The sequence below is a fragment of the Arthrobacter sp. SLBN-112 genome (genome assembly GCF_006715225.1).
Classification (GTDB): domain Bacteria; phylum Actinomycetota; class Actinomycetes; order Actinomycetales; family Micrococcaceae; genus Arthrobacter.
On record NZ_VFMU01000001.1, the window covers coordinates 297003 to 321367 of the forward strand.

The window sequence follows — 24365 nt, forward strand, 5'->3', positions numbered from 1 at the left end:
ACAGACAAAGGAGTCCCATGACAGAGCAGGAAACCCACGGGCCGTCGAGCATCTGGACTAAGGTCCAGGGCATCGGTTTCGGTGGTGACTACAACCCTGAACAGTGGCCCGCCAGCGTGCGGTTGGAGGACCTGGAACTCATGCAGGAGGCGGGGGTGAACTTCCTCAGCGTCGGGATCTTCTCCTGGGCACTGCTGGAACCCTCCGAAGGGCACTACGACTTCGGGTGGCTGGACGAGGTGATGGACAACCTCGCGGGCATCGGCGTCAAAGTGGCCCTCGCCACCGCCACCGCCGCTCCCCCCGCCTGGCTGGTCCGCAGGCATCCGGAAATCCTGCCCGTCACGGCTGACGGAACCGTGCTGGGGCCGGGCTCGCGGCGGCACTACACGCCGTCGTCGGCCGTTTACCGCCGCTACGCCACCGGGATAACGCGCGCCCTCGCGGAACGGTACAAGGACCATCCGGCCCTGGCACTGTGGCATGTGGACAACGAACTGGGTTGCCACGTCTCCGAGTTCTACGGGGACGAGGACGCCGCTGCCTTCCGCGCCTGGCTGGAGCGCCGGTACGGGAGCATCGATGCGCTCAACGCTTCCTGGGGGACGGCATTCTGGTCCCAGAACTACGGCTCCTTTGAGGAGATCCTGCCGCCTTCCGTTGCGCCGTCCACCCTGAACCCGGGCCAGCAGCTGGATTTCCAGCGGTTCAACTCCTGGGCGCTGATGGACTACTACCGGGAGCTCGTGGCCGTCCTGCGCGAAGTCACCCCGGACATCCCCTGTACCACCAACCTGATGGCATCCAGCGCCACCAAGTCCATGGACTACTTCGACTGGGCCAAGGACCTGGACGTCATCGCCAATGACCACTACCTGGTGGCCGCCGACCCCGAACGGCAGATCGAACTCGCGTTCAGCGCGGACCTCACACGGGGCATTGCCGGCGGCGACCCGTGGATCCTGATGGAACATTCGACGTCGGCCGTTAACTGGCAGCCGCGCAACCAGCCCAAGATGCCCGGCGAGATGCTGCGCAATTCACTGGCCCACGTGGCCCGCGGTGCGGACGCCGTGATGTTCTTCCAGTGGCGGCAGAGCTTTGCCGGGTCCGAGAAGTTCCATTCGGCCATGGTGCCGCACGGCGGACGCGACACCCGCGTGTGGCGTGAGGTGGTGGAGCTTGGGGCTGCGCTGAAACGGCTTGAACCCGTGCGCGGTTCGCGGGTCCAGTCCCGCGCCGCGATTGTCTTTGACTACGAGGCGTGGTGGGCCAGCGAGATCGACTCCAAGCCCAGCATCGACGTGAAGTACCTGGACCTGCTGCGGGCCTTCCACCGCGCACTCTTCCTCCGCGGGATTTCCGTGGACCTGGTTCATCCCTCTGCCTCCCTGGAAGGATACGACCTGGTCCTGGTGTGCACCCTGTACTCCATCACTGATGAGGCGGCCGCCAATATTGCCGCTGCTGCCACCGCCGGTGCCACGGTGCTGGTGAGCTACTTCAGCGGCATCGTGGACGAGAAGGACCATGTGCGGCTGGGCGGCTATCCCGGCGCCTTCCGCGAGCTTTTGGGGGTGCGGGTTGAGGAGTTCCATCCCCTCCTTGCCGGTTCGCAGCTGAAGCTGAGCGACGGCACGGTGTCTTCGATCTGGAGCGAACACGTCCACCTGGCCGGTGCGGAGGCAGTTCAGTTTTTTACCGAGTACCCGCTGGAGGGCATCCCCTCCCTCACCCGGCACGCCGTGGGCAACGGGGCCGCCTGGTACCTGGCCACCTTCCCCGACCGGGACGGGATTGATGCTGTCCTGGACAAACTGCTGGCCGAGTCCGGCGTCTCCCCCGTTGCCGCCGCTGATCCCGGCGTGGAACTGGTTCGACGGTTTTCCTCCGACGGGCAGAGCTACCTGTTCGCGATCAACCACACCCGTTCGGACGCTTCGGTGTCTGCCGCAGGCACCGACCTGCTGACCGGCGAGCCGTTTGCCGGCGTGATTCCGGCCGGCGGTGTTGCGGTGGTCTCCGAAGACTGAGCGGACGCTCTAAGTACGACGGCGGCGCCTCCTTTGGCGCCGCCGTTTCACTACGGACGGGGGGCAGCTGGCGGGCGCCTTTCCGGTTTTCCACATAGGGCTTTTGGGTGCGGGTAATTGTCGGACCCGGCTGCCACACTTTGGTTATGGAAGCAGTTGTGGGCACGGTTGCAGCAGGGTTGGGGGCAGTGCCATATACCGGGCCCGCTGCTGTCGATGCGCCTCCGTTTGCGGGCCCGTTTTCGTTTCTGTCCTCGCCTGCTGCCCCTTCCATTGCTGATGTCGTGAAGCTGTTGGCGTCTGTTCCCATGGCCAGCGATGATGCGGGGAAGATTGACCAGTTGCGGGAGCTGGAGGACCTGAAGTGCCTGGCCGGTGCCCGGCAGGCCGATACCACCGTTGCTTTTGATTTGTCGCAGCGGCGGGAGCAGGCCGTTGCCGGGGTCCCGGCCGCTGAGCAGGGTGCCGGGGTCGCGGCGCAGATCGCGCTGGCCCGGGGTGAATCCCCGGCCCGGGGGTCCCGGCTGCTGGGCCTGGCCAAAACCCTGACCGGGATGCCGCACACCTTCGCCGCGTTCCGGAGTGGGTTGTTGAATGAGTGGCGGGTGACGCTGGTTGTGAGGGAAACCATCTGCCTCAGCCCCGGGGACCGGGCGGGGGTGGATGAGGAACTCGGAGCCGACACCGGTGCCCTGGACGGCAGGGGAGATAAGGCCATTGTGGCCGCGGTCCGGGCCGCGGCGTACCGGCGGGACCCTGCCTCGGTTGCCAAGCGGGCCGCACGCGCGGCCACCGAACGGAGCGTGAGCCTGCGCCCGGCCCCGGACACCATGACGTACCTGACCGCGCTGCTGCCGGTCGCCCAAGGAGTCGCCGCGTACACCGCCCTCACCAAGGATGCCGACACGGCACGCGCGGCTGGGGATGAGAGGTCGCGGGGGCAGGTCATGGCCGACACCCTCGTCGAACGCGTCACCGGTACCCCGGGCGGGATCAGCGGGGTTCAGATCCAGCTCGTCATGACCGACCGCACCCTCCTCCAGGCCGATTCCGAACCCGCCCGGCTCCCCGGCTACGGCACCATCCCCGCAGCAGCCGCCCGGGACATCGCCCTCACCGGCATTGTTGGGAACGACCTTAGCCTCTGGGTCCGGCGGCTCTACACAGCTCCGGTTACCGGTGAGTTGGTGGCGATGGACTCCAAGGCCCGGTTCTTCCCGGCGGGGTTGAAACGCTTCCTCCAGGTCCGGGATGACACCTGCCGCACGCCGTACTGCGACGCCCCGATCCGCCACCACGACCACATCACCGCCTGGCACGATGGCGGCCCCACCAGCGCCGATAACGGCCAGGGCCTCTGCGAAGCCTGCAACCACACCAAAGAAACACCCGGCTGGACCACAAAACCCATCCCCGGACGTAGGCACACCGTCGCCACCACCACGCCAACCGGCCACACCTACCACTCCACCGCACCACCACTGCCCGGAACCGGCCTGGGTAGGCGGCTCAAGGAACAGCTTCTGCACGGGGAGTCCTCCCCACCCTGCCCTCCGGCACGAACCCTTTCCGTCCAGGTCCTGGGGCGGGTCCTGCCCTCCGAGCCGGTCCGGCGGCCGGCTGAACCGGAACGACGACATAACGAGCTTCGGACCAGGCGAAGGGAACGCGGCTGCTCAATTCCACCACCCCGCCCGGGCAGCCTGACAACTGCGCTTTAAACAGCTCTGCCCCGGAAGGAACCATGGGTTCCTTCCGGGGCAGAGCTGCCACCCGCCGTCGGACGTCTGTGATGAGGAGGCACCATACAGACGGTCCGGAGCCGTGTCGGCGGGGTGAGGACTAGCTGCTGATGGCGGACTTCATCTCGTCGGTCGCTTTCTTGCCTGCATCCTCTGGAGAGAGCCGTTCGAACAGGACTTCCGAGGTGTACCGCTTGATGATTTCCTGGATGGCTCCTGCACCCTTCGGGGGCGGCGCCGGTGCCTCGCCGAGCTCATCCTTGATCTGGTCGATAAATTTGACCACCTTAACGTCGGCCGGGGTGAGCTTCGGCTGGATCGCGGCCCGGACCTCGGAGTTGGGGTAGACACCGCGGTCAGCGAGGAGGGCCTCGCCGGCTTTGACGTTGTTGGTCAGGAAGTTGATGAACTTGGCCGTTTCCTGCGGGTGCTTGGTGCGCGAGGAGGCGGACCAGAACTGCGAGGCCTTGTACCAAAGGCCCGCATCATCAGCAGAGCCGGTCTTGGTGGGGAACCGCAGGATCTTCAGGTCCCCGCCGCTTGCCTTCTCCAGCGCCGGAGCCTGGTTGGACCACCAGAAGGCCATGCCGTTCTTGCCGGTGGCCAGTCCGCTCTGGTCAAGCGGGGCAGCCTCGGCTTCCACCACCTCGGACGCGGACGGCACCGCCTTCTTCTGGCTCAGCTGCTTCAGGAAGGACCACCACTCGGCGATGTCGCCCGGCTCGAAGCCCAGCTTGCCGTCGGAGGTGTACAGCGACTTGCCGTTCTGCCGGAGCCAAACCCCCAGGGAAGCCTCATCAGTTCCGTACGCTGCAGCGCCATAGGTTCCCTTGGGCGACTTGGCGGTGATTTCTGCGGCAATGCGGCCAAAGTCATCCCACGTCCACTTGGTGTCGTCCGGGAGCGGCACTCCGGCTGCCTGGAAGACGGCGGGGTTGGCCAGGATGGTGGCGGCGTTGATGCCTGCGGCGATCCCGGTCAGTCCCTTCTCGCCCTTGCCGGCGTTCAGCGCCGCTTCGTCCAGTTTGGAAGTGTTGATGTCGTACTTGGACAGGTCAAGAAGGGCACCCCGGCTGGAGTACTCCGTGATGTACTTCTCATCCATCTGGATGATGTCCGGGGCATCATTGGCCGCTACCTGGGTGGCCAGCTTGTCCCAGTAACCGCTCCAGTCGCCGAACTCGGGCTTGACCTTGATCTTCGGGTTTTCGGCTTCGAACTGCTTGATGGCCTCCTGGGTCAGCTGGGCGCGCTTGTCGCCGCCCCACCAGGAAAAGCGAAGCTCCACGGTGCCGTCGGCGTCTTGCGGGGCTGCTCCCCCGCCACAGGCGCTAAGGGCCATAACGGCGGCGACTGCGGCGGCAACCGCGCCGGCCTTACGGGTTCGGCCCAAACGGGGTGGGTGGCTGGTGCCTGATGCGGGTGCCCCTGCAGGCTGCTTGGCAGCAGACGCAGGACGGGGGAAAAGCGGCACTGTGTACTCCGATCTTCGTTGATCCAGGTGCGGGTTGTTGTGGGGACAGCGGCTGACTCCAGCGGAAGTCTGGCCGAAAGCCGTGAAAGCGCTTTCTGATCCTAATGCTATAAGTCGCTCACTTGTATTACAAGACGGTGCTGCCATGAAAATTGAGCGATTGGTGCACCGGAAAACCAAGACGAACGGCCCGCCGCTCGGACAGGCCGTTCGTCTTTGAGGGTTGCGCCCGGCTTATGAGATGCCGGGGGTTATTTGATGCCCGTGGTGGCGATGCCCTTGATGAGGAACCGCTGGCCGAAGAGGAAGACCAGGAAGACCGGCAGCAGGGACACGATCGACATCGCGAACAGGGAGCCCCAGCTCGTGGCCGACTGTGAATCCACGAACGCCCGCAACGCCACCGGAACGGTGAACATGTCCGGGTCCGTGAGGTAGATCAGGGCGCCGAAGAAGTCGTTCCAGGTCCAGATGAAGGTGAAGATGGTGGTGGTGGCCAGGGCCGGCACCATCAGCGGCAGGATGACCCGCAGGAAGATCCGCGGGTGGCCGGCGCCGTCGATCCTGGCGGCCTCATCCAGCTCCTTGGGGATGCCGCGGATGAACTGCACCATAAGGAAGACGAAGAACGCGTCCGTGGCGAGCAGCTTGGGCACCAGCAGTGGCCAGAAGGTATTAACCCAGCCGATCTGCGAGAACAGGATGTACTGCGGAACGATGACCACGTGGAACGGCAGCATGATGGTGAGCAGCATGATGCCGAAGAACAGCTTCTTACCCGTGAACTGGAGCCTGGCGAAGGCGTAGGCGGCCATGGAGCAGGAAACGAGGTTCCCCAGGATGGAGCCGATCACCACGATGGCCGAGTTCAGCATGTAGTGGCCAAAGGGGTGCGTCAGCGCTGACCAGCCGGAGGTGTAGTTGCTCATTTCCAGGCTGTTGAGCCAGAGGCCCGGCTCGCGGAAGATCAGCTCATTGGGACGCAGGGAGGACACCACCATCCACAGGAGCGGGTAGATCATCAGCCCGCCGGCCAGGATCAGGATGCCATGCTTCATCAGCGATTTACCGCGCTGGGCCCGGCTGAAGGCCAGCGTTCCACGGGACTCGCGGACCCGGCGCTTGCGGTTCTTAGGCTTGCCGTCGCCCGCGGACTTCTTGTCCGGGGTGGGCAGCGTCTCAAGCTTAGTCGTCATAGAAAACCCAATACTTAGAAGCGATGAAGTTGATGGCGGTGAACACGCCGATGATGAGCAGCAACACCCACGCCATGGCGGACGCGTAGCCCATGTCGAACTGGCCGAAACCCTTTTGGTAGAGGTACAGCGTGAAGAACATGGTGGAGTCCGAAGGCCCGCCGTTGCCGCCGGAGACGATGAACGCCTGCGTGAACGACTGGAAGGAACCGATGATCTGCAGCACCAGGTTGAAGAAGATGATGGGGCTCAGCATGGGCAGGGTGATCTGCCGGAACTGCTGAAGCGTCGATGCGCCATCCACCCTGGCGGCCTCGTAGTACATGTTGGGGATCTGCCGCAGGCCTGCCAGGAAGATGATCATGGGGGCACCGAAGGTCCAGACGTGCAGCAGGATGATCGAGCCCAAAGCCGTACTGGGGTCCGAGATCCAGCCCGGACCCTGGATGCCGAACATGGCGAGGACCTGGTTGACCAGCCCGGTGGTGCCGAAGATCTGCTTCCACAGGATGGCAACGGCAACCGAGCCGCCCAGGAGGGACGGCAAGTAGAACACCGAACGGTAGAACGGCAGGCCTCGAAGCCCCTTATCCAGGACGAGCGCAATGAGCAGCGCCACGGCGAGCTGCAGCGGCACGCCCACAAAGACATAGGTGAACGTGACCCGGAGCGAGTTGTGCAGCCGGGCGTCGCTGAGCATCCGGGTGAAGTTGTCCAGCCCGGTCCACTCCGGCGGCTGGAGCAGGTTGTAGTCCGTGAAGGAAAGGTAGAGAGACATCAGCATGGGGCCGATGGTGATGGCCACCAGGCCCACCAGCCACGGCAGCAGGAAAATGTAGGCGGCCTTGTTGTCCCGCCTGTTGGCCTTCTTCTCCTCGGGGGTGGCTTTGCCTTTCCGCCGGGTGATGGAACTGAGCTCGCTGATGGCGCTCACGGGACCTGCTCCATCCGGGACGCCAGGGTCACGGCGGCCGGCGCCAGGGCCGGACGCAGTGTCCTGGAGATGTGTTTTGCGGCCATGTGGTCTCCTTTGGTCATCGTGGCCTCCACGTTACGGTCATCGCCAGGCGATGGGGATCGGGCACTTCCGGCACGGCCTGCTGCCGCCTTGCAGGACTGCAGCATCCGGGGCCGGGAGTGCCGTTTGAATTGCGGCTCCGTACCAAAGTAAACGGTTTCTTGACTCCTGTATAGCCCTTTGTTAGTTTTTGAGAAAACGTTTTCTGTTACCTGCGTCGCGCCACCCCAACCAACAAGCCGAGGGGCACAACCAATGAAGTTTGGTGTCAAGAAATCCGTCATGGGCGTCACCGGCGTTGTTGCCGCCCTCGCCTTGGCCGTGACCCGCTGCGGCAGCAGCCAGCAGGCCGGAAAAGCGGGGACGCCGGAAGACCCTGTCACCATCCGTTTCGCCTGGTGGGGCAACGATTCGAGGGCGAAAACCATTATGGAAGTTATCAAAGCCTTCGAAGCCGCAAACCCCACCATCAAGGTCCAGGATCTTCGACCACCATGGAAGTATTGAACCGTTACAACACCGATGTACTTTTTGGAAAGATCTCCCCGCGGGACGCAGCCAAGGGCATGATCTCCGAGGTCACCCAAAACTTGGGCTGACCAGACCGTCCGCCCGTAAAGGCCAGCATCACCATCGGAAGGAGGCCGGCACAGTGCCCCCCGCAGAAATGACCCCACCAGCACCGATCCCGGCAGCACGGCCCAGCGCCATCGCCGGCTACAACGACTGGCCCGCCTACTTGCGCAAGCATCCACGCCACCAGGCGTCCACCCGCCCTGCGCAGGAGTTCTCGGACGCCTTGGGTGTGCCGGGCGCAGGGGCAGCCCCCGAAGTAACAGTGCACTGGGAGGAAACGTACGACGGCGCCACCACCTCCCAGCTCAGCTGGCAGTTGGGCTTCGGGCCGCGGACAACGGGCTGGCTGGTCCGGCCGGCCGGAAGTTCAGGGCCCCTCCCGGGGGTCCTGGCCCTGCACTGCCATGGCGGAAACAAGTTCGGCGGGGCCGACCGGCTGGTGGAATTACCGGACACCCACCCGTCGGCCGCGGCCGCCCGCGCTGGCCACTACGACGGCCGGGCCCTGGCCACCGACGTCGCACGGCGCGGCTTCGCTGTCCTGGCCCATGACACTTTCGCCTGGGGCAGCCGCAGATTCGACCTTTCAACTCCACCCTGGCGGATCGCCTCGGCGACAGCGGCGAGGCAGGCGCAGTGGCGGGAGGACGGCGTCGTGCCCTCCGACGCCGACCAATACAACGCTGCTGCGGGTTTCCACGAAGACACTGTTGCCAAAGCCGCCGGCCTCCTGGGCACCAGCCTGGCCGGTATGGTGGCGCACGACGACCTTGCCGCCCTCGACATCCTGGCGGCCCTGCCGGAGGTGGACCAGGACAGGCTCGGCTGCATCGGCTTCTCCGGCGGCGGCGGCCGGTCACTCGCCCTCTCAGTCCTCAGCCCGCGTATCCGGGCCGCCGTGGTGACCTGCATGATGACCACCTTCGAATCCCTTCTCCCTGCCTACCTGGACGCCCATTCCTGGCTGCTGCAGACGCCCGGGCTGTGGAAACTGGGCGACTGGCCGGAACTCACAGCCCGATCAGCCGAAACCCGGTTCCTGGTGCAGTATGCCCTGGCCGACGAGCTCTTTCCGGAGGACGGGATGCGCCAGGCGCACCGGATCCTGGAATCCCTGCACGACGGCACCGGCCGGTACACGGGCAGCTTCCAGCCCGGCGGGCACGTCTTCACCGCTGCCATGCAGGACGAAGGCCTTGATTTCCTGGCCAAAGCGCTGGCATTCTGACCACTTTTACAACTGTTCCCACGTCTTACAACTGCTCCCAAGGACCCACGTGACCACACAGCATTCGGCGGAATCCACGCACCAGCAGACCGCTCCGACCGCCATCCCGAGGGTGGCCCTGGTGGGCGTGCATGGCTTCGGCGAGCGGCACCTTGCCAACCTGTCCCGGCTTGAACAGGCGGGCGCCCTGGAACTGGTGGCCGTCGCCGATCCCAACCCGCCGCAGCCCGGCAGCCTGGCCGCTTCGGTGGCCGTCTTCCCGCACCTGGACGGACTGCTGGCCGCCCAGCCGGGTGTCGACGTCGTCATTATTGCCACCCCCATCCAGACGCATGCCCCGCTGGCAATCGCCGCCCTGGCCGCGGGGATGGACGTCTACGTGGAAAAACCGCCCGTGGCGTCCCTGGCCCAGTTCGAGCAGGTCCTGGCCATGGCCCGGGACAAGCGCCGCCTGGTCCAGGTGGGTTTCCAGAGCCTTGGGTCCCACGCCCTGCCCGCCATCAGGGACGCGGTGGCCGCCGGGGAGATCGGCACCGTCCTGGGCATCAGCGCCACCGGCCAGTGGCTCCGCACCCAGGCATATTTCAAGCGCTCACGCTGGGCCGGAAAGCGCAGCCTGGATGGCGTGGATGTGGTGGACGGTGTTGCAACGAACGCCCTGGCCCACGCCGTTGCCACGGGCCTGTCCCTGGCCGGCGCGCGGACCCTCGCCGACGTCGCCTCCGTGGAAACGGACCTGTACCGGGCCAACCAGACCGAAAGCGACGACACCTCCGTGCTCCGGGTCCGCACTGCCCAGGGAACCACGCTACTGTGCCCCCTCACGCTCTGCGCCCCCGAACAGCTGGACCCCACCGTCGCCGTGCACGGAACCCTGGGCGACATCACCCTCTCCTACACCCGGGACGAGGTGGTCATCACCACTCCCGACGGCGAGCGCCGGGAGGCCTACGCGCGCACGGACCTGCTGGAGAACCTGCTCGAGGCCCGGGCCACCGGGGCTCCCCTGCTCTGCGCGCTGGAGGACACCGGCGCGTTCACCGCCGTGCTGGAAGCGATCCGCACCTCTCCCGCGCCGGTCCCGACCGGCGCACAGTACATCTCGTGGGAGGGCGGGGGCGACGACGCGCATCCCGTGGTCCAGGGCATCACCGACCTGATGGCCCGCGCCGTCAAAGCGCAGGCAACCTTCGCCGAGCTCGGCGCCCCCTGGGCCCGCGCCCTGCCGCCCGGCCGCACGTTCACCGTAGACGGCCACCATGTGGCGGACTACCGCGACGGCAGCCACATCCGCGCCGCCTCCTCCCCGCGCCCCTACCTGCACCCGGTCCGGACCCTTGCCGGAGCCGTCGTGACGGACCACCAGCCGCTGGACCACGTGTGGCACCTGGGCGTTGGAGTGGCACTTCAGGACGTGGACGGAGTGAATTTTTGGGGCGGCCGCACCTATACCCGCGAGGCCGGGCAGTACGTCTGGCGCCCGGACCACGGCAGCATCGTCAGCACCGGCACCATGGCCGAACAGAATGACGCCGTGGACGGCCGCGAGGGCCGGCTCCAGGAGAACCTCAGCTGGAATGGCCCGGACGGTACCCCCATCCTTGTGGAGGAACGCTCGTGGGCGTGGACCGGCGTCGCGCCCTCCATCTGGCGGCTGTCCCTCGATTTTGCGCTGTCCCCCGCGGGTGACAGGCCGGTCAGCCTGGGCAGCCCGGGATCGAACGGGCGCTTCGAGGGCGGGTACGGCGGCTTCTTCTGGCGCCTGCCCCACTGCGGGGACGCCGCAGTCTGGACCCCCGCCGGCGCAGGCGAATCACAGACCCACGGCAGCGTCACGCGCTGGCTCGCCTGGTCAGGAAAGTTCGACGGCGGCCCCGCCACCTTGGTGTTCGTCGCCCCGCAGGACTCAACCGATCCCTGGTTCGTCCGGGTGGACGGCTACCCGGGCGTGGGCCAGTCACTGGCGTGGGACACCCCCGTCATTGCCCGGCCGGGCAGCCCGGTGCGGCGGAGCATCACCGTTTTTGTGGCCGACGGAACCCTGTCCACAACCGACATCGAAGATCTGATCAACCAGCAGGGGGAGCCGTCATGACCCAAACAACCACCTCAGCCGTGTCCCGTCGGGAAGCGCGCCTGGCGCCCGGATCAAGGACGGACCGGGCCATCAAGCGCCGGCGCGTCCTGGACATCCTGGACGGGGCCGGGCAGGACTCCCTGCTGCTCACCACCAACACCGCCCTGACTTGGTACCTGGACGGCAGCCGCGTGCACATCAGCCTGGCCGGTGATCCCATCGCCGCCCTGCTGGTGGACCGCGAGGGCGACCACCTGGTCACGTTCAACAACGAAGCCGGCAGGATCGCCGCCGAGGAGCTGCCCGGCGGAGTCAACCTGCACACGGTGCCCTGGTACGGGAACCTGCACCAGGCCGCCGCCGCCGTCGGGAACGGCTCCCGGCCGCCGCTGGCCGAAGCGGACGTCGCAGCGCAGTTGCGCGCCGCCCGCCAGCAGCTCCTCCCGGCTGAAAGTGCCCGGTATTCGGCGCTCAGCGCGGAACTGGCCGGGATCATGACCGATGTCCTGTCCGCCGCCCGCCCGGACACCACGGAGTTCGAGCTGGTTTCTGCGCTGGCCGCCCGGGTGGTGGCCGCCGGCGCGGAACCGCTGGTGCTCCTGTGCAACGGCAGTTCACGCAGCACCTTCCGGCACCCGCTGGCCACGCATTCCCCCCTCGGCCGCCGCGCCATGGCCGTCGTGTGTGCCCGTCGCGACGGCCTGGTTGCCAACATCACCCGCTGGATCCGGTTCGACGCCGGCACCCCCGAAGAGCGCGACGCCGAGGTCCGCATCGCAGCCGTGGAGGCGGACATTTTTGACGCCACCGTTCCCGGCGCCCGGCTGGACCGGATCTTCGCCGAGATCCAGGCAGCCTATGCGCGGCACGGTTTCGGGGCAGACCAGTGGGAACAGCACCACCAGGGCGGTCCCGCCGGTTACGCGGGCCGGGATCCCCGGGTGACCTCAGAGGTGACCGACACGGTGGTGCTGGACCAGGCCTTCACCTGGAACCCCTCGGGCCCCGGCGTCAAGATCGAAGACACCGTGCAGCTCACCGAATCCGGACTTCGCGTCCTCACCGTGGACCCACGCTGGCCCGTGACCACCGTGAACGGGCTGGACCGGCCAGCGACGCTTCAGCTGTAGGGAGCGCGTCCAAAGACAGAGAAGACCCCGGGACCGATGGGATCGGTCCCGGGGTCTTCTGCCTGCTGCGGCTGCTTAGGGAAGCTGCAGTTCCCCGTCCACGCGGCGCGGAATCTGCAGCGGGTTGTCCTCGCGCAGTGCCGGGTGCAGCACTGCCTCGGGGGCGTCCTGGTAGGCCACGGGGCGCTGGAACCTGCGGACCGCCGTCGCGCCCACCGAGGTGAAGAGCGAGGTGGTGGCCGGGTAGGGGCCGCCGTGCTGCTGGGCCCAGTTGACGGCAACGCCCGTTGGCCAGCCTTCGAAGAGGACGCGTCCGGCCAGTCCGGACAGCTGCTCCGCCAGGCCTGCGATGTCCTCACCCGGCTGCGCGTGCAGGGTGGCCGTCAGGCTGCCCGGGACCTTGGCCAGGACAGCTGACAGTTCGTCCTGGTCAGTGTATTCGATCAGGATGGTGGTGGGGCCAAAGCATTCCTCCAGCAGCTGCTCGGGGCGTTCCAGCACCTTGGCGGCGGTGGTGGAGAACACCACCGGAGCCGCGCCATCCGCCGCTGCGTCCTGCTCCACGGTGCCGCTGACCACGTCCACGCCGTCCACTGATGCGAAGGCACGCAGGCCGTCCGGGTAGGCTTCCGCGATCCGGGTGGTCAGCATGCCCAGGGCCGGCTTGTCCTTGCTCGCCTCTGCCACTTCCGTGGCGAACTGCGTCCCCGCCGGGATGAACACCAGGCCCGGCTTGGTGCAGAACTGGCCCGCACCAAGGGTGAAGGAGCCGGCCAGTCCGGCGGCCAGTTCCGCGGAGCGGGCCTGCAGTGCCGCGGCGGTGACGACCACGGGGTTCAGGCTCCCCAGCTCCCCATAGAAGGGGATGGGGTCGGGACGGGAGGTGGCAAGGTCGAACAGGGCGCGGCCGCCGGGGATGGACCCGGTGAAGCCCACGGCCCTGATGGCAGGGTCCTGCACCAGCGCCGTTCCAAGTTCGCGGCCGTGGACCAGGGCGAACAGTCCGTCGGGTGCGCCCGCGCCCCGGAGGGCCTCGGCCACGATTTCGCCGGTGCGCTCCGAGAGGCGGAGGTGGCCCGAGTGTGCCTTGACGATCACCGGGCAGCCGACGGCGAGGGCCGAGGCGGTGTCCCCGCCGGCCACCGAGAAGGCGAACGGGAAGTTGGAGGCGGAGAAAACGGCAACGGGGCCGATGGGCTTGAGGATCCTGCGGAGATCCGGCCGGGGCGGGGTGGCGGCCGGATCCGCGTGGTCGATGATGGCCTCAAGATAGGAGCCCTCGGTGATCACGCGGGCGAACAGGCGCAGCTGGCCGGTGGTGCGGGCCACTTCCCCGGTCAGGCGCGGGGCGCCCAGGCTGGTCTCGGCATCGGCGATATCCACCAGTTCGGCAGCATTGGCGTCCAGGGCGTCCGCCACCGCGTTCAGCCAGCGGGCGCGCTCAGCATCGGAAGCAGCGGCCGAGATCCTGGCCGCTGCCGTGGCCGCAGCGGTGAGCTCGGTGAGGGAAAGCGTTGCAGTTGTCACGTCAGGTACCTGTTCGTCGTGTGGAATTGATGTTTACAGCCTGTCCCGGAAACGGAAGCCCAGTCCGGCCTGCTCCGCCAGGGCCACCCGGCTGTTGTTGAACCGCACCGGCGACGGCCCGGCCAGGATGCCCAACTGTTCGAAGGACGCCTCTTCAACGTCCTCCACCATGGTGGGCTCGGCCAGGGTCAGGGCCAGTTGCCCGGACAGTTCCGGCAGCAGGTGCGGCATCACCTTGATGCTGTTGGTCCGGGCCAGCTCAACGATCCGCCGGAACGGGGTAATGCCGCCCACCCGGATGATGTTGGGTTGGATGATGTCCACCGCCTCCGCCTCAATGAAATCGCGGAACCGGTAGATGGTGTGCAGGTTTTCGCCAAGGGCGATGGGAACCGGCGAATGCTTCCGGAGCCGGCGGTAGGCCCAGAGATCATCCGCGCGGATGGGTTCTTCCAGCCATTCCAGCCCGAATTCGGCCAGGACGTCGAGGGCCCGGAAAGTGGTGGGCAGGTCCCACCTCTGGTTGGCGTCGATCATGAGCCTGCGGTCCGGGCCCAGGACGGAGCGGACGGCGGCAACCCGTTCGCGGTCCTCGCGGATGTCCGGTTTGCCCACCTTGATCTTCACGGCCTGGTGGCCAGCGGCAACCCAGCGTTCAACCTGCGCCACCAACTCGTCCAGGGTGTAGTGCAGGTTCACGCCGGAGCCGTAAACCTCCGCGGATTCCTGCCGCTGGCCCAGCAAACCCGTGACCGAGGTTCCGGCGCAGCGGGCCTGCAGGTCCCACAGGGCCAGGTCCACGCCTGCCATGGCGATGGTGGTGAGCCCGCCGCCGCCGGCCTCGTGCAGCCGCTTCCACAGCGCATCCCACACCGCCTCGGGGGTGGCGGGCAGCCCCGTGACGACAGGGGCGATGTCGTAGTCAAGCAGCGCCTTGACCGCCTGGGGGCCGATGGTGGGCGTCCAGGAGAAACCGAAGCCCGTGCCGCCGTCGTCCGTCTGGATTTCCGTGGCAATCACGTGGTTCTCCGGCGCCTCCGCCCCCCAGCTGCGGAGCAGCGGAACGGTGAGGAGCCGGGTGGACAACCCGGTGATCCGTGGAACGGTGCGGATGGTCTGGGCCGCGGGGGCGCTCATCAGCGGCCGGCCAGCTCGTAGCCCCTGGCGAGGATGGCCTTGAGCTCCACCACCTGTTCCTCCGTGGGGTCCACCAGCGGCGGACGGACGGAACCGACCGGCAGCCCCGCCAGCCGCAGGCCGGCTTTGATCAGGGAAACGCCGAAACCGGGGGTCTGGTCGCGCAGGCGGACCAGGGGTGCATAGAAGCCCTCAAGGAGGGCGTTGCGGCGGTCCTCGTCCCCGGCAACGTAGGCGTCGTAGTAGGCCTTGGCGATCTCCGGGGCCATGGCGAATGCCGCCGAGGAGTACAGCGGGATGCCCAGGCCGCGGTAGGCGCCTTGGGTCAGTTCGGCGGTGAGGAGGCCGTTGAAGAAGGCGAAGTCCTGCCGTCCGGTGGCCTTGACCGCGGTGACGATTTCCTGGGCCAGGCCCACGTCGCCCAGGCCGTCCTTGAAACCGATGACCTTGGGGTTGGCGGCAAGCTTGGCCATGGACGCCGCGGTGAACTTTGCGTTGCCACGGTGGTACACGATGACCGGCAGGCTGCTGGCGTTGGCCACGGCCTCGATGTAGGCCACCAGCCCGTCCGTGGGTCCGGTCACCAGGTATGGGGGCAGCACCAGGAGCGCGTCGGCGCCGGCTTCCTCAGCAGCCCGGGCGGCGGCAAGGGCGTGGCCCAAGGGGCCGCCGGCGCCGGCCACCACGGGGACCTGGCCGGCAACAACCTCGACGGCGGCCTTCACCACGGTGCCAACCTCCTCGATGCTGAGGGCGTGGAATTCGCCGGTGCCGCAGGCGGGGAAGACGCCGCCGGGCCCAAAGGGCAGCCGGGAGCTGATGTGTTCCTTGAGCAGTTCCACGTCAACAGCGCCTTCGGCTGTAAACGGGGTGACGGGGAAGAAGAGTACGCCGTCGAATTTCATGATGTCTCCTTGCCTCCGCCGGTGGTAACCAGCGCGGAGGCCTCGTCGTTGAGGGTTGGATAGGACTTGAGCTCGGTCCGCCACGTGCGCTTGGGCTGCCATCCCAGCAGTTCCTGGGCTTTAGCGATGGAGAACGCGGGGCTGGTTCCGGTGAGGCCGGCGCTGAGCGCTTCGCTTCCCGGCAGGAATTTTGGCATCAGCTCCGCAAGCGGGGCCGTGGCCAGGGCATCGGCTGCGCCCACGAAGAAGGTTTCCCCGTTGGGAATGTCTTCCATCTTCTGCAGCAGCAGGTCCAGGAAGTCCGCCACGTCCCGGGCGTCCACATAGTTGAAGAGCGCCGGCGCTGAGAGGGCGGGGTCGGACAGGCGTTCGGCAAGGGTGTGTCCCTGCTGGGTGGGAGCGCCTTCCCATTCCTCCGGCGAGATGACGAAGCACGGACGGAACGCCGCGTACCGGATCTTCTCCCCCTGCGCCGCGGCGAACATCTGCACGGTCTGTTCGGCGATGAGCTTGGACAGTGCGTAGGCGTTCCAGGGCTTGGGCGGGGTGCGCTCATCGAGCGGGAACGACGGCGGCAGCCACCCCGCCGGGCAGCCGTAGCCCAGGACCGTGGGGCTGCTGGCGGTGACGATTTTGCCGATTCCCAGTTCCGTTGCGGCGCTGATGACGGCGAAGGCGAGCCGGGTGTTGGTGCCGAAAATGACGTCCTCCGGCGCGCTGAACGGTACCGCGATCGCCGCAAGGTGGATGACGGCGTCGGGCTTTGCCGCCCGAAGGAGGCGCAGTGCCTCGCCGGGCGCCAGGAGGTCCGCGGTTTCCTGAACGACGCCGGCCGGCAGGAGTTCGGCGGGCACCGCGTCGCGGTCCACCGAGACTATGTCGTGGCCCACCTGTGCCAGCCCCGCCACCACGCTGCGGCCGAGGCGGCCGGAGCCGCCGGTAACGAATATCCTGCTCATGGTTTTTCCTCTACTTGGCGCGGCGAAGGTCGACGCCGAGGTCCAGGTCCTCGACCCGGACGGGCAGGGACGTTTCCAGGGAACGGTTCCCGGCGATGCCCACGGACACCGAACGCAGCCCGTCCAGGTAACCGGACGGACGGCCCAGGGGGTCTTCGCCCGGTCCGTTGAAGAGATCCGACAGGAGCAGTTCGTCACCGCCGCCATGGCCGCCCTCTCCGTTGACGATCGGCACCTCGTACGCGGCCTCCCAGTGGCGCTGGACCACCAGGCGCTCGCCATTGCGGCGGACGGCGTCCTCTTCCTCAACCGGGGTTGCGGACGGGTCCACGACGGTTTTCTTGTCCGTGCTGTGCAGGACGGCGGCGCGTTCCACCACTTCAAGCTCGGCGCGGCCTTCGGTGCCGTTGACCGCCACCCGGTAGCCTTCCCACGGGCTGTGGGCATTCAGTGAGTAGCTCAGGCGCGGGCCGCCCTGGTATTCCACCACCAGGGCCAGGTTGTCCTCGATGGTGATGCCGGCGGTGAACACGTCCTGGTCGCGGCGGTAGCCGTCGTAGTGTTCGTTGTCCAGGAACAGGGCCTTCAGCCGCTCGTCCTCCCTCAGGTCAAGCGCGAAGGGGTCCTTGGCGCCGGCGGGGGCATCGGCGTCGGGCGTTCCACGTTCCGGGCGTGGGCCAAGGCCGCGCTCGGCGGCGTTCTTGTCGCCATAAAACTTGAGGCCACCGGACGCGAAGATCCGCTCCGGGACGTCGTCGATCCACCAGTTGACCAGGTCGAAGTGGTGCGACGCCTTGTGGATGAGCAGGCCGCCGGAGTTCTTTTTCTCCCGGTGCCAGCGGCGGAAGTAGTCCGCGCCGTGGACGGTGTCCAGCACCCAGCTGAAATCGACGGAGGTGACCTTGCCGATCACGCCGCTCTGGATGATTTCCTTGAGCGCGCTGTTGCGGGGCGAGTAGCGGTAGTTGAACGTGACCACCACGTTCCGGCCGGTCTCCTGGACGGCCTGGGTGATGCGGCGGCAGCCTTCGGCGTCGATGGTGAGGGGCTTTTCGACGACGACGTCCGCGCCGGCGCGAAGGCCTTCCACGATGTAGTCAGCGTGGGTGTAGTCCGGTGTGGTGACAATGATGCGGTCGATGTTGTTGGCCTGGATGAACGCGGTCAGGTCCGCGGGATCAAACGATGCCACCGGTCCCGGCGCACCGAGTTCCTGGATGAGCTTCTGGTAAAACTCAACGCGTCCGGGGTTCACGTCGGAGAACGCCACGAGCTCGGCAGTATCGGCGTGCTTGCCGAAGATGGCGCGGATGTACATCTCGGACCGCCCGCCAGTGCCGATCAGGGCGACCCGTGCCTTCCCGCCATTGGGGCTGGTGACCTGCGAAATGGTGTCCGGGGAAGCAGCTGCGGCCGGCGTCGTCTCGGCTGTGTTGACCATGGGGTCCCTTTCAAAAACTCAAAACCGGCGGTGGGAACGGCGGCTGTGTGATCGGCGGCGGCACTTTGCTGTACCGGATGGGGAAACGTGAGAAAGCGTTTTCTCATCTATCTATAGAAGTTGTATCAACCCGCCGGGCGATCCGTCAACCATTTTCCAGCTTGAAGGAAAGCGTTTTCTGAGGCTTCTGCCCGGCTCTTCGCCATCGGCGCGGGAAAACAGGCGGGAAAAGCGTAGAAATCGCTTTCCTGCTCCCGTATATGCTGTCTTTCAAAGCACCTGCCATCCCGGGCGGCTGCCGAACACCAAGGGTTCGGTGGCAGCGCGGACGGATGGCGCAAAAGAAGGGTTCCCTATGGCCAGGAAATCGGCAAGCGGCCGGATCGGCATCGCGGATGTCGCCGTGAAGGCGGGAGTTTCCCATGCCACCGTTTCGCGTGTCATGAACGGAAACTTCACCGTGGACCCGGACATTGCCGCCCGGGTCCGGGCAGCCGCAGTCGAGTTGAAGTACCAGCCCAACCCGGTGGGCCGCAGCCTGGCCCTGGGCAAAACGGACACCATCGGCATTGTGGTGCCGGACCTGGCCAACCCCACCTTCCAGGCGATCCTCCGCGGCCTGAGCAGGGCTGCCGCCCAGGACGGTTACCGCGTGCTCATCGCGGACTCGTTCGAAGTATCCAGCGAGGAGTCAATCCTTGCGGGTGAGGCGCGGCGGCGGTGTGACGGGCTGGTCCTGTGCGCCCCGCGCATGTCGGACGCGGAACTGGAGGAGATTGCACCCTCCCTGCACCCGGTGGTGCTGATCAACCGCACCACCGCCGCGCCGAATGTGCCCAGCCTGGTGGTGGACTACGGCCAGGGCGTCCAGGACATCGCGGGGCACCTGGTGGAACTGGGCCATACCCGCCTGGCTTTCCTTGCGGGACCGCCCGGCAGCGCCTCCAATGAGATGCGGCTCAAGGGCCTGGAGACGTTCAAGGCCGCCCACCCCGAGGTGGAGGTGACCATGCTGGAGGGCGGCTCCGACTTCGACACCGGGCACGGAGCAGTGGATGCCGTCCTGCACAGCGGGGCCACGGGCATCCTGGCCTTTAATGACCTGGTGGCGATGGGCCTCATGAGCGGCCTGCATGAGCGCGGCCTGGATGTGCCCGGGGACATTTCCGTGACCGGCTTCGACGACATCCCTTTCGCCAGGTACACGACGCCTGCCCTCACCACGGCCGCGGTCCCCATCACCGAACTGGGCGAACAGGCCTGGCACCAGCTCCGGGCGCTGATCCGGAAGGAAGGCCATGAAACCCCCGACAGCCGCTACCAGCCGCGGCTGGAAGTCCGGGCCAGCACAGGGCCGGCCAAGGCGCCGCGCAGCACGGTGCACGGCTGACACTGCCTAGGCCGGCGGGGGCGCCAGGAGCACATCGATAAACCCGCGCAGTCCGTCTGCCACATCCACGTCCTTGTCGTAGAGCCACTGAAGCTGCAGGCCGTCAGAAACCGCCACCACCAGCCGCGCCAAGTCGGCCGCCGGCAGGTCGGAGCGCGCCTCCCCGGCTGACTGGCGGCGCTCGATATCTGTTGCCAGCACGTCAACCACCTCGGCATAGCGGTCCTTGAAGTACCCGTGGGAGTCATGCTCGGGGTCATTGGCAGTGGCCGACGCCACGGCATACAGGGTGGTGAGCCCGGGTTCACGGCGATTCCGCTCTGCGGAGCGCACCATCAGCGCCAACCCTGCCTGGTCCGCCCCCATCGCCGCGAGGCTGCGCCGGTCCCTTTCGGCCAGCACCGCCGTCAGCAATTCCTGCTTGCCCCGAAAGTAATGGAAAAGGGTGGCTTCCTTCACGCCCACCAGCTCAGCCACCCGCTTGAGGGCCGTGCCCTCGAAACCTTCCGTTGCGAAAACGTCCGTTGCTGTCTGGATGATCTGTTCGCGGCGTTCCGCTCCTTTTGCGTACTGGCCGCGCGGCTTTGATGAAGGCACCAAGACAGTGTATTTCACGGCCCGAAAGAAAAACCTAGTCACACTCGGTTTTTATGGGTACCATCGTCTGCAGGACCCAACGGAGGGTCACTTTCTGTCAGGAGGCAACGTGGCCGTCACCACCAATACCGAGGATTCCGCAGGGCTGACAGCGCCCGGGACTTCTTCCAGCATCACCGTTTCATCCGTTCCCGCCCCGGGGATCCCCACCAAAACACCACGCGCGTACGTCATCGGCATGCCGATCGCCAGTGCAGGCCTCTGGATGGCCGTCCTGGCGCCCGCCTTGGTGGTACTGGCCATCAAGGTCTCGGAAATCACTACCCCGGAGACCCGGGCCGGGGCACTCAGCCTTGTGGCCGGCGTCGGCGCCCTGATCGCACTGCTGGCCAACCCCTTCTTCGGGCGGCTGAGCGACCGCACCACATTCAGGTTCGGCATGCGCAAGCCCTGGATCGTGGGCGGCTCCCTCGTGGGGATGGGTTCGCTGGTCCTGCTCGGGACAGCCACCGACGTAGCAGGCGTGATGGTGGCCTGGGTCCTCGCCCAGCTCAGCTTCAACGCAGCGCTGGCCGCACTGGTTGCCACCCTTCCGGACCAGGCGTCACCTGCGGAACGCGGACGCCTGTCCGGACTGATCGGGATGACACTCCCCATTGGTCTTGTGGCCGCCGCCTACTTCGCCCAACTCTTTGACAACGCCTTCCAGATGGCGGTAGTCCCGGGAGCCGTGGGCACTGCACTTGCCATCGCCTTCGCCTTCACCTTCAAGGACCGCGTCCTCACCGAGAAGCCGGCGCCGCTGAACCTCAAGGAAATCGCGGGCTCCTTCTACTTCAACCCCCGCACCTATCCCGGCCTGGCCTGGGCCTGGTTCACGAAATTCCTGGTCTACATCGGCTACTGTGCAGGCCTGCTCTACCTGCCCTACTTCTTCGCCGACCACCTTCACGTCGCGGAAACGGACGTAGCCTCACTGGTCTTCCAGGCCACGCTGGTCAGCTCCCTTGGGACCGTGGTCACCAGCCTCGCCGGCGGCTGGATCAGCGATCGGATCGGCAAGCGCAAAGGCATGGTCATCGCGTCCGCCATCATCATGATGGCCGGCCTGGTGGTCATCGCCACCAGCAGCACCACGGACCAGGTCCTGGTGGGACAGGCAATTGCCGGCCTGGGCCTCGGCTGCTTCGGAGCCGTGGACGTCGCCCTCATCGCCGACCTCCTGCCGGGCAGCCAGAGCGAAAACGCCAAGACCTTCGGCGTCTTCAACATCGCCCAGGCCCTGCCGCAGTCACTTGTCCCCGCACTGGCGTTCCCTGTCATCACCCTCGGCGGATATCCCGCCCTCTTCATCGGCGGGGCAGTCGTCGGCATCATCGGCGCCGTCCTCGTTACCCGCATCAAAGGAGTCAAATAAATGAGCCCCACCCTTTCCCCGGCCGTGACGGCGCCTGCCGCCGGTTCGCCCGATGCAGAGGCCCGTATCCGGGAACTTGCCGAAAGCCTCACCCTCGAAGAGCAGGTCCAGCTCCTGACGGGTGCAGACGTGTGGGCCACGCACAGCCTGCCCTCGATTGGACTGTCACGCGTGGTCCTCTCGGACGGCCCCTCGGGCGTCCGAGGCGAAGACTTCGACGAGCGGCACGACTCCGTCTCGCTGCCGTCGTCGTCCGCACTCTCTGCAACCTGGAGCGTCGACACCGCACGCCGCTACGGCCAAGTCCTCGGACAGGAGGCACGGCGCAAGGGCGTCCATGCCGTCCTCGGCCCCACCATCAACCTGCACCGCTCTCCGCTGGGCGGCCGGCACTTCGAGTGCATGAGCGAGGACCCCCGCCTCACGGCCACCCTGGCGGCAGGCTACGTGGCCGGCGTCCAGTCGATGGGGGTGGGCGCAACCCCAAAGCACTACCTCGCCAACGAGGCAGAGACGGACCGTTTTACTGCTGATTCCGTTGTGGACGAGCGCCCGCTCCGCGAGCTTTACCTGGCCGCCTTCGAGGACGCCATCACCGAGGCACGCGCCTGGTTGGTAATGAGCTCCTACAACTCCATCAACGGCACCACGGCCACCGAAAACGAACTGCTCAAGAAGCCGCTCTCCACCGAATGGGGCTTCGACGGAGTGGTCGTTTCGGACTGGACTGCCGTCCGCTCGGTGGAGGCGGCCAATGCGCACCAGGACCTGGAGATGCCGGGCCCGGCAGGCCACTGGGGCCCCAAGCTTCTGGCAGCCGTCAATGACGGCCGGGTCAGCAGGGAGGCGATCCTCGAGAAAGTCATCCGGATCCTCCGGCTCGCGGCCCGAGTGGGCTCACTCGAAGGCGTCGCCCCGGCCGTCACGGAACTTCCAGCACCCCTCAACGCCGCCGCCGTCGCGCGTGAAGTGGCAGTCCGCGGCGCCGTGCTGGTCCGCAACAAGGACGGACTCCTGCCGCTGAAGCCGGCAGCGCTGGCCAGTGTCGCCGTCAGCGGGCACAACGCCGAGGAGGCGCGCACGCAGGGCGGCGGCAGCGCCACCGTCATGCCCAAGTACACCGTTTCACCGCTGGAGGGCCTGCGCGAGGCGCTGCCGGAAAGCGTGAGCGTGAGCTACACCCGCGGCGCAAAAGTTGCCGAAGGCCTGCAGGCCTTCTCGCGCACCTCGCTGCACAATCCAGTGTCAGGCGTCCCCGGCATGCGGGTGACCTTCCTGGCGGAGGACGGCTCGGACATCTCGGGTGAGGACCGGCTGGCGTCCCACCTGATCTGGTTCGGCGTTGGTATCCCGGAGGGCGCCGCCGCCATCCGGATGGAAGCCGACTGGACGGCCCCGACGGCCGGCATCCACCACCTGGGCGTGGGCACAGTGGGAAAGATCCGTCTGTCGCTCAAGGGCGACGAGGTGTTCAACGGCGAGATCGAGGACGAGACCGACGTACTCGGTGCCGCCCTTTTCGACCCGCCCAAGACGGTCCACCCCGTGGAAACCACTACGGGGGAGCGGGTCAGGATTGAGGCCGTCTACGAGCTGCCCAAGCAGCAGGCCATTCCCTTCACGGCCATCCTGCTCGGCGAAGAAACCGTGGTGTCGGATCCGCAGGCAGAGATCGACGCCGCGGTGGAAGCCGCCCGGGCCGCTGACGTGGCGGTCGTTGTCGTGGGAACCAGCGCCGCCATCGAATCCGAGGGGTTCGACCGCAAGGACCTTGACCTGCCCGGTTGGCAGAACCAGCTGGTGGAGGCCGTGGCCGCAGCGAACCCGCGGACCATCGTCGTGGTGAACTCCGGTTCGCCGGTCCTGATGCCGTGGCTCGACAAGGTGGGAGCGGTCCTGCTCGGCTGGTTCGGCGGCCAGGAGTTCGGGCGGGCCATCGCGGACATCCTGCTGGGTGCCGAGGAGCCGGGCGGGCGCCTGCCCACAACCTGGCCGGCAGCGCTGGCGGACGTGCCGGTGCTGAACACCACGCCCGTGGACGGCAAGCTGGTGTACACGGAGGGTATCCACGTGGGCTACCGTGCCTGGCTCAAGCAGGAGGCCGAAGGCGGCGCCGCCCCTGCCCTGCCCTTCGGCTTCGGCCTGGGCTACACCACCTTCGAACTGGGCACCGCCCACGCCCCCCAGACCATCCCGGCGGGCAACGACGTGGTGGTGCACGTTCCGGTGCGGAATACCGGGACCCGGTCCGGCCGCGAGGTGGTGCAGGTTTACCTGGAGCGGCGCGATTCCGCAGTGGACCGCCCCATTCGTTGGCTCGCAGGTTACTCCGGTACACATCTGGCCCCGGGTGGCGCGGACAATGTGGCGGTACGCATCCCCGCCAGGTCATTCGGCCATTACGACGACGGGTGGCAGCTGGAGCGGGGGACGTTCCGGATTCTGGTGGGCCGCCACTCAGCAGACGATTTCCAGGCGCTGGAGATCGAGTTGCGCTAACACCACTGTCCGGCCTGCC

General features: G+C 66.9%; 18 protein-coding genes. 9 read left to right on the top strand and 9 right to left on the bottom strand.

Annotation, left to right across the window (positions count from 1 at the left end; translation table 11 throughout):
- Positions 1-17: 17 nt before the first annotated feature.
- A complete protein-coding gene (locus FBY33_RS01475) occupies positions 18-2033 on the top strand; it encodes a beta-galactosidase (RefSeq protein ID WP_142028979.1) in 2016 nt (671 codons plus the stop codon).
- 308 nt (positions 2034-2341) lie between these two features.
- Positions 2342-3754 carry an HNH endonuclease gene (locus tag FBY33_RS01480; RefSeq protein WP_235010291.1) on the top strand — a complete coding sequence of 471 codons (1413 nt, stop codon included), beginning with the start codon at positions 2342-2344 and terminating at the stop codon, positions 3752-3754.
- Between the two features lie 121 nt (positions 3755-3875).
- Here FBY33_RS01480 and FBY33_RS01485 read toward each other — a convergent pair whose 3' ends face one another.
- From FBY33_RS01485 to FBY33_RS01495, 3 genes are all read right to left on the bottom strand, one after another.
- On the bottom strand, positions 3876-5249 hold the full coding sequence (locus FBY33_RS01485) for an ABC transporter substrate-binding protein (protein WP_142028980.1): 1374 nt from the start codon (positions 5247-5249) through the stop codon (positions 3876-3878).
- A 251-nt stretch (positions 5250-5500) separates the two neighbouring features.
- The gene (locus FBY33_RS01490) at positions 5501-6445 is read right to left on the bottom strand and encodes a carbohydrate ABC transporter permease (protein ID WP_142028981.1); all 945 of its coding nucleotides are present in this window, start codon (positions 6443-6445) and stop codon (positions 5501-5503) included.
- Entirely contained in the window at positions 6435-7379 is a 945-nt protein-coding gene (locus tag FBY33_RS01495; RefSeq protein WP_142028982.1) for a carbohydrate ABC transporter permease, read from the bottom strand. Before FBY33_RS01495 ends, FBY33_RS01490 begins: the two co-directional genes overlap by 11 nt.
- Before the next feature lie 339 nt (positions 7380-7718).
- Here FBY33_RS01495 and FBY33_RS01500 point away from each other — a divergent pair, with 339 nt between their 5' ends.
- From FBY33_RS01500 to FBY33_RS01515, 4 genes are all read left to right on the top strand, one after another.
- Entirely contained in the window at positions 7719-7970 is a 252-nt protein-coding gene (locus tag FBY33_RS01500) for a hypothetical protein (protein WP_235010298.1), read from the top strand.
- 160 nt (positions 7971-8130) lie between these two features.
- Positions 8131-9267 carry an acetylxylan esterase gene (locus tag FBY33_RS01505; RefSeq protein ID WP_142028983.1) on the top strand — a complete coding sequence of 379 codons (1137 nt, stop codon included), beginning with the start codon at positions 8131-8133 and terminating at the stop codon, positions 9265-9267.
- A gap of 49 nt (positions 9268-9316) precedes the next feature.
- Positions 9317-11362 (top strand): DUF6807 family protein, encoded by a 2046-nt coding sequence (locus tag FBY33_RS01510; RefSeq protein ID WP_142028984.1) that lies wholly within the window; start codon positions 9317-9319, stop codon positions 11360-11362.
- On the top strand, positions 11359-12474 hold the full coding sequence (locus FBY33_RS01515; RefSeq protein WP_142028985.1) for a M24 family metallopeptidase: 1116 nt from the start codon (positions 11359-11361) through the stop codon (positions 12472-12474). Before FBY33_RS01510 ends, FBY33_RS01515 begins: the two co-directional genes overlap by 4 nt.
- 75 nt (positions 12475-12549) lie before the next feature.
- Here the strand turns inward: FBY33_RS01515 and FBY33_RS01520 are convergent, their stop codons facing one another.
- Genes FBY33_RS01520 through FBY33_RS01540 form a run of 5 tightly spaced genes read right to left on the bottom strand, consistent with a single transcriptional unit; the run spans position 12550 to position 18443 of the window.
- Entirely contained in the window at positions 12550-14001 is a 1452-nt protein-coding gene (locus tag FBY33_RS01520; RefSeq protein WP_142028986.1) for an aldehyde dehydrogenase (NADP(+)), read from the bottom strand.
- Between the two features lie 33 nt (positions 14002-14034).
- Entirely contained in the window at positions 14035-15138 is a 1104-nt protein-coding gene (locus tag FBY33_RS01525) for a mandelate racemase/muconate lactonizing enzyme family protein (protein ID WP_142028987.1), read from the bottom strand.
- Complete coding sequence (locus tag FBY33_RS01530; protein ID WP_142028988.1) at positions 15138-16043, bottom strand: 5-dehydro-4-deoxyglucarate dehydratase; 906 nt, start codon at positions 16041-16043, stop codon at positions 15138-15140. Before FBY33_RS01530 ends, FBY33_RS01525 begins: the two co-directional genes overlap by 1 nt.
- A complete protein-coding gene (locus FBY33_RS01535; protein ID WP_142028989.1) occupies positions 16040-17002 on the bottom strand; it encodes an NAD-dependent epimerase/dehydratase family protein in 963 nt (320 codons plus the stop codon). Before FBY33_RS01535 ends, FBY33_RS01530 begins: the two co-directional genes overlap by 4 nt.
- Positions 17003-17012: 10 nt before the next feature.
- Entirely contained in the window at positions 17013-18443 is a 1431-nt protein-coding gene (locus FBY33_RS01540; protein ID WP_142028990.1) for a Gfo/Idh/MocA family protein, read from the bottom strand.
- Between the two features lie 355 nt (positions 18444-18798).
- Between FBY33_RS01540 and FBY33_RS01545 the strand changes: the two genes are divergently transcribed.
- Positions 18799-19833, top strand: a complete 1035-nt coding sequence (locus tag FBY33_RS01545; protein WP_142028991.1) for a LacI family DNA-binding transcriptional regulator — start codon at positions 18799-18801, stop codon at positions 19831-19833.
- 6 nt (positions 19834-19839) lie between these two features.
- Here the strand turns inward: FBY33_RS01545 and FBY33_RS01550 are convergent, their stop codons facing one another.
- A complete protein-coding gene (locus tag FBY33_RS01550; protein WP_142028992.1) occupies positions 19840-20430 on the bottom strand; it encodes a TetR/AcrR family transcriptional regulator in 591 nt (196 codons plus the stop codon).
- A gap of 109 nt (positions 20431-20539) precedes the next feature.
- Between FBY33_RS01550 and FBY33_RS01555 the strand changes: the two genes are divergently transcribed.
- Together FBY33_RS01555 and FBY33_RS01560 are read left to right on the top strand one after the other, a co-directional pair.
- Positions 20540-21847, top strand: a complete 1308-nt coding sequence (locus FBY33_RS01555) for an MFS transporter (protein WP_235010305.1) — start codon at positions 20540-20542, stop codon at positions 21845-21847.
- Positions 21848-24346, top strand: coding sequence for a beta-glucosidase family protein (locus FBY33_RS01560; RefSeq protein ID WP_142028993.1), 2499 nt, complete (start codon positions 21848-21850; stop codon positions 24344-24346).
- Positions 24347-24365: the final 19 nt, after the last annotated feature.